Raw genomic sequence first — 15,888 nt, forward strand, 5'->3', positions numbered from 1 at the left:
AGAGCATGACTCTGTTTGGGTCACTGTATTTTTGTTACTTGTATCCTTGCCCATGAGTACCGACTTTCTGTCCCATCTGAATCCTGCCCAACGATGCGCCGTTGAACATTTTTGCGGGCCGCTCCTGGTGGTGGCTGGGGCTGGGTCGGGCAAGACGAGGGCCCTGACCTACCGGATTTTTAACCTAATCCATGAGCATCATGTTCATCCGGAAAATATCCTCGCGGTCACCTTCACCAACAAGGCGGCACGGGAAATGAAGGAGCGGATCGATCGCCTCTTTGCGGATAAATTAGCCCACAAGCACCACAACAAGCCCCTGGATGCCCTGGAACCGGCGATCCAAACGAAGCTGCGATCGCAAGTCTACAAAGAAGTCATCAAACCCCTGTGGATTGGCACGTTTCACAGTTTGGCGGCGCGAATTTTGCGGCTGGATGTGGATAAATATCAGGACGAACGGGGCCGCACTTGGGGCAAAAACTTCACCATTTTTGACGATGCCGATGTGAATGGGGTGGTGAAGTCGATCACCACGAAACAACTCAATCTAGACAGCAAAAAATTCGACCCCCGCAAAATTCGCTACGCGATCAGCAATGCGAAAAATCTCGGCCTCTCGCCTGCCGAATACGCCAAGGAAAACCCCGACTATCGCGGGCGCACCATCGCGGAGGTGTACGAACTCTATCAGGATCAACTGGCGGCGAATAATGGTCTAGATTTTGATGATCTGTTGCTGATTCCGGTGCGCTTGTTTGAGCAAAACGAAAGTGTCTTGGGCTATTGGCACAAGCAATTTCATCACATTCTGGTGGATGAATATCAAGATACAAACCAGATTCAATACGATTTTGTTCGGCTCTTGACCACCAATGGGGAGACTAACCCGAAGGCGTGGGATTGGCGCGATCGCTCCGTGTTTGTGGTGGGCGACGCGGATCAATCGATCTATTCGTTCCGGATGGCGGATTTTCGGATCTTGCTGGGGTTCCAACAGGATTTTGGCGATGGTTTGCCCGATGAGTCCACCCAAACCATGGTGAAGCTCGAACATAACTACCGCTCCCGCGCCACGATTCTCTACGCGGCTAACGAGTTGATTGATCACAATAGCCAACGCATTGATAAAATTTTGCGGGCGACACGGGGCGAGGGGGAGCCGATCTACATTGCCAAAACCGACAATGAACAGACCGAAGCCCGCTTTGTCCTCGACCAAATGCACGGTTTGCGCTCGGATCATCCGGAATTGACCTGGGGCAGTTTTGCGATTCTCTACCGCACCAATGCCCAGTCCCGCGCCTTAGAAGATGCCCTGCGGGGGAAAATTCCCTACACGATTGTGGGGGGGTTGAAGTTCTACGATCGCAAAGAAATTAAAGATATGCTGGCCTATCTGCGGGCGATCGCCAACCCCGCCGACACCGTCAGCCTGCTACGAATTATCAACACACCGCGCCGGGGAATCGGGAAATCCACCCTGGAAAACCTGCAAAACGCCTCCCAAGAGTTGGGCGTACCCCTCTGGGAAATCCTCAGTGATGAAACCTCTGCCCAAACCCTAGCGGGCCGAGCGGCGAAACGGGTGCTGGAGTTTGTGGAATTGATCAAACGCTATCAAGGACAATTAGCCCACGACATCCCGGCGTTACAGTTAGCCCAAGGGCTGCTCAAGGATTCGGGCTATGTGGAAGACCTCCAACAGCAGGACACGGATGAGGCTAACAACCGGATCGAAAACCTCAACGAATTACTCAACGCTGTCGCCGAGTTCCAGGAGGAAAACGAAACCGAGCGGCTTCAAGATTTTCTTGAAAATGCCTCCCTCGCATCGGATCTGGACAATCTCCAAGATGAAACCGAAGCGGTGACCCTGATGACCCTCCATGCGGCGAAGGGGTTGGAATTTCCGGTGGTGTTTATGGTGGGGATGGAGCAGGGGTTGCTGCCCAATGCGCGATCGCTCCATGACCCCGCCTCCCTCGAAGAAGAACGCCGCCTCTGCTATGTGGGCATCACCCGCGCCCAGGAACAGCTATTCATGACCCATGCCCAAATGCGTCGTCTCTGGGGCAGTTCTGAAAGCTGTGTGCCGTCGCAGTTCCTCAGCGAATTGCCGGAAGAGTTTGTCAGCCAACCTGATCGCTTTCACCGCCGCCGCAAACCCAAGGCCGTTGATGATTCCCCCCCGAAGATTGATAATAATCCTGACAATTGGCTGGTGGGCGATCGCATCGTCCATGACCAATTTGGTGAAGGGGAAGTCACCCATGTGTTTGGCACAAAGCACAAGGTTCACCTAGGGGTGAAATTCCCCGGCATCGGCAAAAAGGTGATGGACCCCCAACACGCCCCCCTAACGCGGGTTTCTTAGTTCATCACTGCTAGGCAAGGGGCTTAAGCCCCCTTGTTAAGCCCCTTGTTCGGATTTCCAGGGGTGGAGGTGGGTTTTGATGGTGTGATAGTTAGCGTCAAGGTCGGGTTCGAGGATGAGGATGGCGGCGAGGCGGCGGGCGGTGTGGATGACGTGGACAAATTCGTCTTGTTTAAGGGGACGATCGATAATTTTTTCGGCGCGATAACTGAGCCATTTTTTGATGACTTGATAGCCGCCCAGGGTGTAGTGCCAAACGCGATCGGGGATGTTGCACCAGTAGGCGCGATCGTTCAGGTAAATATCGTAGGTGTGTTCGCCGAGGCGGGCGATGCGCTCTGAGCCGAGGGTGTCGCGTTCGGTGGGGGTGTAGGGGCGTTGGATGGCTTTGCCTTTTCCGGGCATGGTGGGTTTGCCGTTGCCGCCGTAGCCCCAGTTGGCAGTAAGGGCGAAGTCTTCGGGTTTGAGTTTTTCGCCGTGGGTGGTGAGGGGAACGGCGATGATTTTGAGGGGGTCGCTGGGGGTTTGGGTGACTCCGGGGACGGGGGTTTCGGGGTCGAGAAGGGCGGCGAGTTGTTGGCCGAGTTGGGCGGATTGTTGGAGGTGTTTTTTGTGGTTTGGTAGTGGAATTCGAGGCCAGTCTTGTTTAAGTGCATCGCCGTTTTCGGTGCGATATTGCAGAGAATAGAGAATAGCTACGCAATGAAAAAACAATGCTTCTGATGTGATGTCTAGCGATAAGTTACGCAGGTAAGCAATCGCATTAGGCGAATAATTCATGGTGAATTCACCATCGCCTAATACATGTTCTGAGCCATTTTGAAATAATCCCCCCCACACATCAGGAGGCGTTTTCAAAGGAAATAAGTTGGCTCCACGTTCAATAACATGTCCGGAAGTGAGAAGGCCAGAAATGCAAGGCGGATCAAAGTCTCTTCTGTGTTTTTGTGCTGCGGCCAACCATAAATTTTGATTTGATCGTTGGACTTCAAGATATTCTGTGCGCTTACGATCTAATAAGTCTGTGTTTGGTTCCCAGTACAGCCAACGCTTATCAAAAGGTCGATAGAGATACTCGACAAAAAATCCTTCCTCTATTCCTTGACTCAAGAGAAACTTACGAACATCTTTGGGATTAAAGGTTCGCGTCTCTTTCATAGCAATAGGATATTTACGTTCGATTTCACCGTCACTCTTCGTGCGATCAAAATACTCTTGTATTTTAAGCTCAAGTTGTTTTTTGTCGATGTCAACCAGAAAACTATCGCGGCTTGTTTTAACGCCAGGAAATGAGATCGGTAAGAGGTCAGTTAACAACGGCCAATCGAAATAGGCGGCGGTGACAGTTTTGGGTTTGAGGGGTAGACCGAGGGTAAGAGATGAGGTGATTTCTTGATAATTGGGTTTGGATTCTGTCAAACTTTCAGCCATTGCCTTACACCGTTCTACCGCACGCGCCTGATCAAAATCTCGATAAAAAATTTGGCTCGCTTGAGATTTTTTACCCTTCATCAGTAATGCGATCGCTGTTCCCACTCTGATACCCGCTGAAAATCCTGGAATTGCGAAAACAGTTTCACTCGTGCGGCCATCCGGTGAATATTCTGAAATGATGCGATCGCCGTGTAAATTATCAATCCAAACCCGATCAAAAACCTCTAAATACCGTTCCCGCATTCCCGTAAACGACAACCCATCCAACCACGAATAATTAGAAATAAAACAAACAATGCCCCGCTCCGTTTGCTCCACAATTCGCCGCTCCGCCATCCGGAAAAAGCGCACATACAGATCATTCAAACCCTGACCCTGGGGACGCGGCGCGTGCTTCGTTTCCCGATACGCATCCGATAACTCCCGCTCCTCATCCACCGCAATCCCCGCAAAACTGTTGTACGGCGGATTGCCAAGCACCACCAAAATCGGCTTGCTTTTTTTCACACTTTCCGCCGCATCCCGCTCCCGTTCCAACGCCGGAAAATTCGGAATCGGCAACGGCTCACCCTGCCGCCAACCCGTCAACGCATTCGTCAAGAAAATCCCCACCCGCTCCTGATCCTTGCCGTACAGTAATAGCGACTCCCCAAACTTGTGTAACAACAAACTCACCTGTAAATGCGCCACCACAAACGGAGCCGTGAGGATTTCAAAGCCAAATACCCGCTTTAAAACAATCTCCTTTAAACTTTCAGATGTTTCTAATGATCCCAACCCAGAATCCTCAGACTTTGCCCGTAGCGTCGCCGCAATGTGTTCAATCACCGCCACCAAATACGCCCCCGTTCCACAACAGGGATCGAGAATATACACCTCCTCACTCGCCAACCCATCCGCACAATTCAATTCCTCCCGTAAGACCCGATCCACCCGCGCCACCATATAGCGCACCACCTCCGGCGGCGTGTACCATACCCCTAACTCTTTACGCAAATCTGGATCAAACGCTTGCAAAAACGGTTCATAGAAATATTGCACCGCCTGACTATCATCAAACGTGCTGAAAAATTCCGATCGATTCACCCGATTAAGCGCCGCCGTTGCCCCATCTAAAATCGGAATTAAACCGAGTAATTCCAACGTTTCTGGATCACTCAAACGATGGAACAACATTTGCAAAATCGGCACACGCAAAAACCGCCACGATCGCTCCCAAGCAAACTCACCTTTTGACCCCTCGCGATGCCACAACACCCACGCCGAAAAAATGCCATAAAACAGCGTTTGCACCAAGGTAGATCGAAAAAAGCGATCGCCCCGTTCCGCTTCAAAATGAATCCCTAACGCCGTTTCAAAACTCTCGCGGATCATCTGAAGCGCAGGCAAATCCGGCTGTTGCTCGATCCGTACCCTGGCATCCCGCGCATAGGAGGCGAGAAACCACGCCACATCTTCCGGTGAGGCGATCGCCGCCGTGGACAACATCGCCCGTTGCAAATATTCCGTTAACGATTGCCCCCACTGGGTCGCCAATGCCCTCGGATTTTCGGCCAATTGCCAAAATTCCGCCTCGGTTTTCGCCAAACTGAAAAACTCTAACTCGACCTTTTCCCCATCCCCATCACACCCCACCAGCAAAAATTCGCGAAAATTCGTCACCAACACCTGACGGTATTTCAGCCAATAGTTATGAACTTGGCTCGATCGCGCCGTTTTTCGCACATTCGCGCCGATGCCCTTGGCCTCAATCACGCCACGTTCCGGGTTCGTCGGGTCTTGGGGGCGATCGCCCTCCTGCTGCCGAAACTGTGCCGCCGTAAACAGCCCCCCATCGGGCATCCCCGCCCCTTGATTGCTCAGGCCCGTAATACAGCGCACCTTGGGCTTGAGTTCTGCCCCCAAGCCATCGAGTAATTTCTGTAACGCGGGGTAGTGGGTGGTTTCCGCCACCGTTGCCCCCGTGGCCCGGTTGGCTACCAAATCCCGGATATATTGCTCAACCAACGACATCAGCGCATCCTCTCGGTGGGGTGTTCTCAATCAAACCTACACGAAAATTTGAATTATCATTATCGGCAATGCCTTAAGCTGCGATCTCCATGACCATCAACCCCTATCAATGGACAATCGAGCGCTATCACTAGGACGCGGCGAGAAGGAGCGATCGCTCCCCTAGCCTTTCCCGACCTGACCCTCTCCGTTGCCTCACTGATTCAGTCCTCATCATTCCCTATCCCCGTGGCGATCGGTGGGGGCCGGGGGATGTTTTATGATAAGAGCTTGACCCTGTTTGCGATCGCTGTTTCCTATGCCCACCACTGCCCCTCGACTGAATACCAACTTTCCCCTCACCGCCGTTGTTGGCCAAGAAGCGATCAAACTGGCGCTGTTACTCACCGCTGTTGATCCGGGCTTGGGTGGGGTAGCGATCGCGGGCCGACGCGGCACAGCCAAATCCGTGATGGCGAGGGGGATTCACAGCCTCCTGCCCCCCATCGAAATTGCCCAAGGCTCCTATTGCAACGCCGCCCCCGAACCCGGCGACGACACCGAAATCATCCCCTCCCCCTTCGTGCAAATTCCCCTCGGTGTCACTGAAGATCGCCTCCTGGGTTCCGTCGATGTGGAGCAATCCGTCCAACAGGGTCAACCCATCTTCCAGCCCGGCCTCCTGGCCCAAGCCCATCGCGGCGTGTTGTATATCGACGAAATCAACCTCCTCGACGACCAGATCGCCAACCAACTCCTCAGCGTCCTCACCGATGGCTGCAACCGGATCGAACGCGAAGGCATCAGCATCGAGCACCCCTGCCGCCCGATGTTGATCGCCACCTTCAACCCCGAAGAAGGCCCCCTGCGGGAGCATCTGTGCGATCGCATCGCCATCACCCTTTCCGCCGATGGGGTGCTCTCCCTGGATCAGCGCGTTACCGCCGTCGGCCAGGTCACCGACTACGCCGACAATCCCGCCAAATTTGCCGAGCAATACCACAGCGACAGCGACGGCATGAAAACCGATATTCTCCTCGCTCGTGAATACCTCAAAGAGGTGACGATCAGCCACGATCAGATTAACTATCTGGTGGAAGAAGCGATTCGAGGGGAAGTGATGGGTCATCGGGCGGAACTGTTCGCCGTGCGCGTTGCCAAAGCCGCCGCCGCCCTCGAAGGTCGCGATGCAGTGGCCGCCGATGACCTGCGTAAAGCGGTGGAATTGGTCATCGTCCCCCGCTCCACCGCCGCCAACCGGCCCCCGGACGACGAGATGCAACCGCCGCCGCCCCCACCGCCGCCGCCGGAGGATCAAGCCGATGAACCTGAAGATCAAGACGAAGACGACGACGACCAAGATGAAGACGACGAGCAACAGGACAACACCCCGGAAATCCCGGAGGAATTTGTTTTTGATATTGAAGGGGTGATCCTCGATCCGTCGGTGCTTTATTTTGCCCAAATGGCCAATAAACAGGGCAGCAGTGGCTCGCGGAGTATGATTTTTTCCGACGATCGCGGCCGCTATGTCAAACCCATGTTGCCGAGGGGGAAGGTGCGCCGCATTGCCGTGGATGCCACTCTCCGCGCCGCTGCACCGTATCAAAAGTCTCGCCGTCTTCGCAATCCGGGGCGCACCGTGATTGTGGAGCAGGGGGATTTGCGATCGAAACGTTTGGCGCGGAAGGCGGGGGCGTTGATTGTCTTTGTGGTGGATGCGTCGGGTTCGATGGCGTTGAACCGGATGCAGGCGGCGAAGGGGGCGGTGATGCGGCTCCTCACTGAAGCCTACGAAAACCGCGATCAGGTGGCGTTGATTCCCTTCCGGGGCGAACAGGCGGAGGTGTTGTTACCGCCGACGCGATCGATCACGATGGCGCGGTTACGGATGGAAAAACTGCCCTGTGGCGGCGGTTCGCCCCTGTCCCACGGGTTAACCCAGGCGGTGCAGGTGGGCACGAATGCGAAGATGTCCGGGGATATTGGCCAGGTGGTGATCGTGGCGATTACCGACGGGCGCGGTAATATTCCTTTGGCAAAGTCCCTCGGTGAGGAACTGCCGGAGGAAAAGCCGGATATTAAGGCGGAATTGCTCAATATTGCGGGCAAAATCCGCGCCACTGGCTTTAAGTTGCTGATGATTGACACGGAAAAGCGGTTTGTCGCCACTGGGTTCGGTCAAGAATTGGCCAAGCAGGCGGGGGGGAAATATTACCGGATTCCCCGTGCGACGGATCAAGCGATCGCATCCATGGCCCAAGATGCGATTTCATCGATGCGGTAATGCGCCTACCCGAATCTCTCCGGCTGTGTCTCCTCCGTCCAAACTACTGCTGATCCACAATGTTCTAATCTTGACCCAGTCTGCGATTGATCCCTCTCTCCGTCAGGGCAGTGGGCTAGAAGCTCGCACTACAGAGAATTTCAGCAATGGCAGTGTGAGCCTCTGGCTCACTCATACTCGTTCCAGACTCCCTTAAACTCTTTCCAGTTCTAACCCTGATTAACGATGCAAATACCCAACGATTTCGCGCTTTATACTCAATGGCTGGCCTACGCTACCGGGGCTTTTTTCCTGCTGATGCTCCTGGCATTTCTGTTGAAATGGGGGATTCGGTTTCGTCTTGTGGGGGCGACGGCTTTCACGGCGGTGCTGACCATTGGGGCGTTTGGCCTGAGTTTGGGGCTGTTTAGTCACACGGACATTCCGGGAGCCGTGCGCTATAACTTAGTCTATGACGATGCTGCGGCCCATGTGGTGATTGTGGTTGACCCGACGGTGACCCCAGAACAAGTAGAAGCAACCCTCCAACAGGCTGCCCTCGACATTGCACCCTTTGGCCGGTTGGGGAATAATGCTCAGGCGGTAATGGTGCGGGCGCGGACAGTGCTCCACCCAGAACCGGGGATCTCTCTCCCCCTTTACCTCGGCGAAGCGGTTAAATTATCTCAAGACCCTGATGCACTTGGCCGTGGCCAAAGTGAAGCGATCGCCATCCAACTCTATTCCGAAAATTTCGCCCAACTGCCCCCGGCCCCTGAACCCACTGATACTTAATTGAGGTGATTTCTCCCATGACTGATCCGACCTTGCACGCTGCACCTGTAACCCCCACGACCCGAACGGTGACCCCGTTGGCGATCGCACCGGCCCAGGTGTTGCGGGGCTGGGGGGCGATCGCGCAATCCGGGTCAGTCTTCGCCGCCTTGGGTCAGCGACCGCTGGTGGTGGGGGGCGATCGTAGCCTCGCCGCTGTGGAATCCCACCTTTTCCCCACCCTCACTACCCATAACCTCACCGTCACCACCGCCACCTATCACCCCGACTGTTCCGAAACCAGCCTCGCCCACTTGGAACAGGCCACAACCAACCATCAAGCCGACCTGATCATCGGAGTCGGCGGCGGCAAAGCCCTCGATGCAGCCAAACTCCTCGCCCATCGCTGTCACCTGCCGATCGTCACCCTGCCCACCTCCGCCGCCACCTGTGCCGCCTGGACAGCCCTCTCTAATATCTATTCCGATGCGGGAGCCTTTCACTACGATGTGGGCTTGCACAACTGCCCCAACGCCTTGATCCTCGATTACGACGTGATCCACACCGCCCCCACCCGCACCCTGGTGGCCGGCATTGGTGACGCGATCGCCAAATGGTACGAAGCCTCCGTCAGTAGTGGCGACTCTACCCACACCCTGATCATCGCCGCAGTACAGCAAGCGCGGATTTTACGGGATATTCTCTTTCAAAAGGCAGGCAGTGCGATCGCCAATCCCGGCAGCCCCGACTGGTGCGAAGTCGTCGATGCCACCGTCCTCCTCGCCGGGGTGATTGGCGGTCTCGGCGGGGCGCAATGTCGCACCGTCGCCGCCCACGCCGTCCACAACGGCTTGACCCACATCCCCGCCGCCCATCCCGTCCTCCACGGCGAAAAAGTCGCCTACGGCATCCTCGTGCAACTCCGCTTAGAAGAACAAGTGCAGCGCAGCCAACTGGCCCACAGTTCCCGCCAACAGCTTCTTCAGTTCTACCGCGATCTCGGCCTGCCCCAAACCCTCGAAGACTTGGGCTTAGGACAAGTGCCCCTCGATCAACTCCGGAATGCCGCCGAGATTGCCTGTCATCCTGATTCTGACCTCCATCACCTCCCCTTTCCGGTCACGTCGGATCAACTCCTCGCGGCCATGGTGGCCACCACCACCCTGTCATAAATTGAGCATCATTCAACGCCCTTAACCGCCAACTGGGAGTCCTCACGCCGAACGTTGAGGCTCAGGTTTTTCCAAAAGCGGGCTGATTGTAAAGTGTGATCAATTCGCCCCCTTTCACAGAGCACGAATACCTACGTGCGAGAGAGGCTTCAGCCTTTGCCCCCGATCCATCACTACAGTACTAGACATGAATGTAATGCTGATGTGGGGCTGACGGTGCGATCGCAAACCCGCCCCAACGGAGGCCCCCCACCCCAGATCACCGCATCCTCCCCCAAAGGCTGAAACGCTCGATAGATCAGCGATCGCAACCCTAGAACCAGGGTCAAGGCTAGGGCGTGATCCCTCAGGGCTGACCCTGATTCCGAGAATTTTGATTGTTTAGGTATTCTTATTAGTTCAGGGGGTGATTTTCTCTACCCATGAGATGGAATTTGCTATAGTAGCTCTCAACACAAAAATCGAGTGTTTGCTAACGCAAATTATTAATTTTTGTGTATGATGAGGTGTTTGTGTTCTCTAGCAATCCATTAACAATTGAAGGAGATTAAGATGAAAGTCAGATATCTGTTGAGTCTTGCCACCGTTGCAACTCTTGGCCTTGGTTTAGTAAGCTGTGCTGCCCCTGAAGCCCCCGCTGACGACGCGGAGGTTGAAGAAACTGCACCGGCAGAAGATGAAACCATGACCGACGAAGAACCCATGGAAGAAGGTGAAGCCATGGAAGAAGGCGAAGAAATGGAAGAAGGTGAAGCCATGACTGACGAAGAGCCCATGGAAGAAGAAGCCGAAGCTACGGAAGAGGGCGAAACCGAAGAGTAATCCGACTCAACCCTTCCATCCGACGCTCCTCACCGCCAAACCATAATTAATCACACGGTTTAAAAGCGAGAGGCCCCTAGGGGCCTCTCGCTTTTTGCCATCACCAGTATGAAGCTCAGATCTAATCGAGTTTTAAGTCCCAGGGGATTTGGGCATCTTCGGCGAGGTGGAGTGTGACCTGTTGAGCGCCGTAGCGGTTCAGGTGGCTGGGATCAGAAAAATAATCGTATTCGGTCTCCCATTGAGTGCCCAAGTCCCGGAAGGTGATGTCAGTGCGACGGGCGATCGCAGTCATGTAGTCAATAAATTGCGCCTCATATTCCCCCCGAATCGGGTCGAGGTAGTCCTGGGTCAGGGGCAAATTCACAAAAATTACCTCCACATGGCGGCGGTCTAAATAACGGAGCAAGCGACTCATCGCTTCATCCTGCTGACCCCGTAACTCGAAATCTTGATAGTCGTTGTCATAGGCACCGCTGACTCTGGGATGGTCACGGTAGTAGGTTTTAGGGTTGAAGCGGAGATCCAAGGCGAGGAAACCATCAGCGGTAATCGGTTCCTGGGTGGCAAACACCGCATCGGGATCGGCATTCTCTTCCAGTTCCTGCTGCATCACGGCCACCGGTTCGGCGAAATGCGTCCGCAGCCAGTCCCCCATTTCAGCCCGGTGGGGATACAGCGCCGACAGGGAACCGACTTGATCTTGCAGCCATTGATTGAGGTCTTGGTATTGGTGACTCAGGTGTTTTTGGAGTTCGCGGGGGGAGACGGCGGGGCGAATCGGGGCGGCGTTCTCTGTTGTGGTCGCGTTGGGAGGGAATTGGCCGCGCTCGATTTGCCCGTAGCCTTCGGATTGGGCGATCGCTTCAAAGGTCTGATCCGGACGACCACTATTAAACGCCCGCGCCCCATCCGCCCACAGCACCACCTGCGGCAACTGCTCCGGGGTCAAAATTTGCTGCAATAACAGCGACACCACCCGCGCTGTGGCTCCATTAATCCCAAAATTGAAAATATCCAAATCTTGGGGGGCTTGGGGGTTGGCCGCCAACAATTCACTGAGCACTGAGGGATCGATCCCCCGCATCGCCCGTGAACTGCCCACAATCAGAATATCCGGGGGGCCGGACTGCTGCACCCGTTCTTGATAGAGGGCGAGTTTTTCATTGAGGAGCCGATTATTAAAATCCGGATTTTCGGCCCGGGCGGCGGCCAAGATCGCACTGCTCACCGCACTGTGATGGGTTCCGCTGGCGAGATCTGTCTCTAACGATAAAACCGTTTCGCGATCGGAATAGGTATCAGCCGTGACCTGCACCGATCGCCCCCACCAGCGATCCACCTGATGGGTGAGCAAGAGGCCCACCATTGCCCACAGCAGCGCGGCTTTGAGGCCCTGTTGACCGTGCCAGCGGGTGGGGGCGGGCTGCCAGACGGCATCGGGGTGGGGGAGAAAGATCCCCGTGAGACAGCCGGCCCGGTGGAGGCGCGATCGCCACCGTTCCCAGCGGCCACCGTGGCGCGTCGTGGCCGTCACCGGCGGAGATTCTAGCGCCAAGGGAACCGAATCCGCTGCCGCTTCTCCCGCCGCCATCGATTCAAAATTCACCGCCTGACTCCAGAGGGGCGACGACTGTCCCGCCCGCCGACCGTAAATCCGTACCCCGGTAATGCCGTGAATGTGCAGATCCCGAATAAACGGCCCGACAAGGCCCGCCACCAAGGTTTGGCGCGGACAAACCACTGCTTCCGTCATCACATGGAGCAAATGACCGCGAAAACAAAGCTTCACCCGAATCCCTCCTGTGGCGAGAAACCCCTCAATATTCGGGTTGAGCAAGCGTTGTAACAAGAAGGTGAGCGCGACGGGGGACTGCTGCTGGGCGAGGGTGTGGGGGGAAACCGCCAGATCGGGGTCATGGGAAGCCGGGAGGGGTAACCAATTCACCCAAGCGGGATCGGCCTGGAGATGTTCGAGGTCAAGGGGGCTGTGGGGCTGGAGGAGGGTGAGTTTATGCTGGGGAATGCCGTAAATGGCGGCGGCTTTAATGCCTTGGGGGCGGATGGTTGTGAGGCAGTGGCTCACGCCTTTGATCGCTGGGTTGGCGTGGGGGATGGCGGTGGGGAGATTTTCCGAGGGGTGGAGGATGCAGAAGACATGGAGGGTGCTGTCTTGGAGGATGGCCCGGACTTGCAGGCCATCGGCGGCCACCTGTTGATTGAGGAGTCGGTTAATTGCCTGTTCGTCGCCCCATTGAGACCAATGGTGCAGGAGTTCTTTGGGATGGGTGAGATCCACTTGCAGCACCCAGTCGGGGACGGCTTCACCGCTGACCTGGGAGCGGATCACGGCTTCGCGGAAGCCTTCGAGTTCGAGTTCGCGCAGTTGTTGGGCGATAGGTTCGGCGATCAGGGACGGGTCGGGGCTATAGTCACAGCTACAGATCACCCAGAGGCGACGATGGGCGGTTTGGGGGTCGGGGGTTTCGCTGTCGTCGAGGTGGGGCAGTTTTTGGATCAGGACTTTGACGCTGACCCCCAAATGGGAGAGGGATTCACTGAGGTAGCGGGCGATCGCTTCCGGTGCGCCGGTGCGGGCGAGGCTTTCGTTGGAAATCAGCGCCACATCGCCCGGATGTGCCGCCGAGGTGGGGCGATCGCTGCCATGGAGGTCGGCTAAGATAATCGATTCAATCCAAGCTGGTCGCTCTTGGCCGGTGGCGCGGCCATAGAGAATGATTTTGTAAACCGGGTCTGCGGTCTTTTGAAAAAAGCGGTAAAAACTATCGGCATCGGTTTGCAGGGCAGCGGTGAGGCGCGGTACGAGGTGATGGGAGTCCGGCGCAACCTTGTTTTCGAGCAGGAGGTGCAGATTATTCCCCCGGAGCCGAATCCGCAGCCGCAGGGTGGAATCTTGGATGGCTTGGTGGAACCATTGGGAGAGCGAGGGTGGATTTTGGTTAAGGCGTGGCTGCTGGACATCCCACATGCGATCGCGATCCGTCAAAAAAAGAATACTGACTAAACGTTCCCAAGGGGTGAATGGGAATTTTCCATCAATCCCTTAGTAAAACATAATGCGGCGCAAGACAATGGCCAAGACACTCACCCCACAAACCATCGCCACCTGCCCCGGCAACATCCCCAAGGAATATTGAGTCACCCCCTGCAACAGCGTCACCCCACTCTGACGACTCAAATTCACCACCTGTAGCCCCACCTGATAGCCAATCCCCACCACATGAATCACCACCAACCCCGCCCCACTACTGAGGGCTAAGGTTTCTAAACGGGGCGGCCACCGAAAGGCCAACAGACCACAGAGCCACGCACCAGGGATGAAGCCCAAAATGTAACCAAAGGCCGGTTCTTGTAAATAGTCCAGACCGCCCCCTAGGGTAAAAATCTGGATGTTTTGGATGTTGAGTAAACCGAGGAGCATATAGGCCAACTGAGACCCCGCCGCCGCCCAGGGGCCGCCTAAGCAGCCCGTGAGCAACACCGCCCCCACCTGCCAGGAAATGCCCAAAGAGAAGGTGTTTAGGGCCGTGAGTTCCGGCGAGGTTGGGGTGATGATGTAGGCTTCGAGGAATGTGCCGCCGATGGTTAACCCCAGACCAATCAACCCCCACAGCAATTGCTGGAGGGGGGAGACGGGGCGCGATCGCCGTCCCAAGCCCGATCGCTTTTTCTGGGCAGGCTGGGGGCGACGACGCTTACGCGACGGGGGAGTATTCACCAGGAATGGGAGCTTCACCACCCTCTAAACCCAGAGCATCGAGCATGGCGTGATCTGTTTCGGGGGGCTGGCCGAGGGTGGTGAGGTAATGACCAATCAACATCGCATTGATCCCCGCTTTCAATCCCAAGGCTTGGAGATCCCCCATCACCGCTTCTCGGCCCCCGGCATAGCGCAGAATTTGATGGGGCAAGAGGAGGCGAATCAGGGCGATCGCATGGAGTGCCTCGTAGGGGTCGAGGTGATTTTGTTCCCCCAAGGGTGTCCCTTCGCGGGGATTGAGCAGGTTCAACGGCACAGATTCCACCTCTAACTCTCGCAGCGCGAGGGCGAGATCGATCCGGTCTTCCCAGCGTTCCCCAAGACCTAAAATCCCCCCAGAGCAGGCTTGAATCCCGGCAGCTTTCAGGTTTTGGATCGTGGCGACGCGATCGCGCCAAGAATGGGTGGTCACAATCTCCGGAAAAAAGGCTTCCGACGCTTCTAGATTGTGGTTGTAGCGCGTCACTCCCGCATCGCGCAGTTGTTGCGCCTGTTCCGGGGTCACTTCCCCCAACGCGCAGCAGGGCTTAATTGCCGTCGTCGCAATAATTTCGCGCACCGTCGCCAGCACCTCGGCAAACTCATTGGACTTGCTGTATTTCGGCCCGCGACCTTGGCTCACCAAACAAAAGCGTTTCGCCCCCGCTGCCGCCGCTGCTTTGGCTTGGGCGACAATTTCCGCTTGGGGCTTCAGGCCGTAGATCGGCGAATCCTCGCCGGGGTGGTGGGCGGACTGGGCACAAAAGCCGCAATTTTCCGAGCAGCCGCCCGATTTCACATTGACAATGCTACAGAGATCTACAGTATTGCCGCAGCAGGCTTGGCGCACCCGATCGGCGGCAGCGCAGAGGGTGAGAATATCCGCCTCGCCCTCTAGGTGGGTTAAGGCGATCGCTTCATCCCGGCTGAGGGATTCTCCCCCGATAATCCGATCCGTAAGCTGCGCCAGATGCGCGACAAGGGCCTCCCCAGTGAGGCGTTTGGGTTGGGTCGCTGTTGACTCGATTGCTTGAACCACGGTGTATCTCTTTCTCGTATAGGGCCAGATGTCCGGTCTTGAATCGTGAACAATTCAGTGAAGTGCTTGCAATTTTATCATCTCCTGTTAGATGCCCTAACTGAGATACGACAAAACGTTACGGCTGGGATGATCTCAAGGGAGGTCAACGTTAGATTAAGGGCAGAGGGGATGCGATCGCCCCCCGGTTAACCCATTGCACCGGGCAGCAAGGTCTAACCCCAAGGCGATGGGACGGAAGCGCGATCGCCC

Annotated in this window: 10 protein-coding genes; 5 read left to right on the forward strand and 5 right to left on the reverse strand. The window is 55.9% G+C overall.

All coding sequences use genetic code 11. From position 1 onward, the window contains the following. Window positions 1-52: 52 nt before the first annotated feature. Window positions 53-2,377: a DNA helicase PcrA gene (pcrA, locus tag SPI6313_RS15075; RefSeq protein ID WP_072623164.1), complete on the forward strand. Its 2,325-nt coding sequence runs from the start codon at window positions 53-55 to the stop codon at window positions 2,375-2,377. 36 nt (window positions 2,378-2,413) lie between these two features. Here pcrA and SPI6313_RS15080 read toward each other — a convergent pair whose 3' ends face one another. Beyond that, window positions 2,414-5,824, reverse strand: coding sequence for a type ISP restriction/modification enzyme (locus SPI6313_RS15080; protein WP_072621746.1), 3,411 nt, complete (start codon window positions 5,822-5,824; stop codon window positions 2,414-2,416). A 298-nt stretch (window positions 5,825-6,122) separates the two neighbouring features. Between SPI6313_RS15080 and bchD the strand changes: the two genes are divergently transcribed. The 3 genes from bchD (at window position 6,123) to SPI6313_RS15095 (ending at window position 10,015) form a co-directional block, all read left to right on the forward strand. Continuing rightward, on the forward strand, window positions 6,123-8,090 hold the full coding sequence (bchD, locus tag SPI6313_RS15085) for a magnesium chelatase ATPase subunit D (RefSeq protein WP_072621747.1): 1,968 nt from the start codon (window positions 6,123-6,125) through the stop codon (window positions 8,088-8,090). A gap of 225 nt (window positions 8,091-8,315) precedes the next feature. Beyond that, window positions 8,316-8,864 (forward strand): Ycf51 family protein, encoded by a 549-nt coding sequence (locus SPI6313_RS15090; protein WP_072621748.1) that lies wholly within the window; start codon window positions 8,316-8,318, stop codon window positions 8,862-8,864. 17 nt (window positions 8,865-8,881) lie between these two features. Then, window positions 8,882-10,015: an iron-containing alcohol dehydrogenase family protein gene (locus SPI6313_RS15095; RefSeq protein WP_072621749.1), complete on the forward strand. Its 1,134-nt coding sequence runs from the start codon at window positions 8,882-8,884 to the stop codon at window positions 10,013-10,015. Between the two features lie 173 nt (window positions 10,016-10,188). Here the strand turns inward: SPI6313_RS15095 and SPI6313_RS23625 are convergent, their stop codons facing one another. Continuing rightward, window positions 10,189-10,344, reverse strand: coding sequence for a hypothetical protein (locus SPI6313_RS23625; protein ID WP_175551156.1), 156 nt, complete (start codon window positions 10,342-10,344; stop codon window positions 10,189-10,191). A gap of 223 nt (window positions 10,345-10,567) precedes the next feature. Here SPI6313_RS23625 and SPI6313_RS15100 point away from each other — a divergent pair, with 223 nt between their 5' ends. Next, entirely contained in the window at window positions 10,568-10,837 is a 270-nt protein-coding gene (locus tag SPI6313_RS15100) for a hypothetical protein (RefSeq protein WP_139276660.1), read from the forward strand. 121 nt (window positions 10,838-10,958) lie between these two features. On the opposite strand, the gene SPI6313_RS15105 is transcribed toward SPI6313_RS15100, so the two are convergent. Genes SPI6313_RS15105 through bioB form a run of 3 tightly spaced genes read right to left on the reverse strand, consistent with a single transcriptional unit; the run spans window position 10,959 to window position 15,636 of the window. Beyond that, the gene (locus SPI6313_RS15105; protein WP_084669052.1) at window positions 10,959-13,844 is read right to left on the reverse strand and encodes a hypothetical protein; all 2,886 of its coding nucleotides are present in this window, start codon (window positions 13,842-13,844) and stop codon (window positions 10,959-10,961) included. A gap of 57 nt (window positions 13,845-13,901) precedes the next feature. Next, complete coding sequence (locus SPI6313_RS15110; protein ID WP_217650623.1) at window positions 13,902-14,576, reverse strand: biotin transporter BioY; 675 nt, start codon at window positions 14,574-14,576, stop codon at window positions 13,902-13,904. Continuing rightward, window positions 14,554-15,636, reverse strand: a complete 1,083-nt coding sequence (gene bioB, locus SPI6313_RS15115; protein ID WP_072621751.1) for a biotin synthase BioB — start codon at window positions 15,634-15,636, stop codon at window positions 14,554-14,556. The genes SPI6313_RS15110 and bioB overlap by 23 nt, the downstream gene beginning before the upstream one ends. Window positions 15,637-15,888: the final 252 nt, after the last annotated feature.

Source organism: Spirulina major PCC 6313 (assembly GCF_001890765.1).
GTDB classification, from domain to species: Bacteria; Cyanobacteriota; Cyanobacteriia; order Cyanobacteriales; family Spirulinaceae; genus Spirulina; species Spirulina major.

Bases quoted from the DNA above. Each gene is read 5' to 3' on its own strand.
- pcrA (WP_072623164.1), top strand. From the start codon at position 53: ATGAGTACCGACTTTCTGTCCCATCTGAATCCTGCCCAACGATGCGCC.
- SPI6313_RS15080 (WP_072621746.1), bottom strand. From the start codon at position 5,824: ATGTCGTTGGTTGAGCAATATATCCGGGATTTGGTAGCCAACCGGGCC.
- bchD (WP_072621747.1), top strand. From the start codon at position 6,123: ATGCCCACCACTGCCCCTCGACTGAATACCAACTTTCCCCTCACCGCC.
- SPI6313_RS15090 (WP_072621748.1), top strand. From the start codon at position 8,316: ATGCAAATACCCAACGATTTCGCGCTTTATACTCAATGGCTGGCCTAC.
- SPI6313_RS15095 (WP_072621749.1), top strand. From the start codon at position 8,882: ATGACTGATCCGACCTTGCACGCTGCACCTGTAACCCCCACGACCCGA.
- SPI6313_RS15100 (WP_139276660.1), top strand. From the start codon at position 10,568: ATGAAAGTCAGATATCTGTTGAGTCTTGCCACCGTTGCAACTCTTGGC.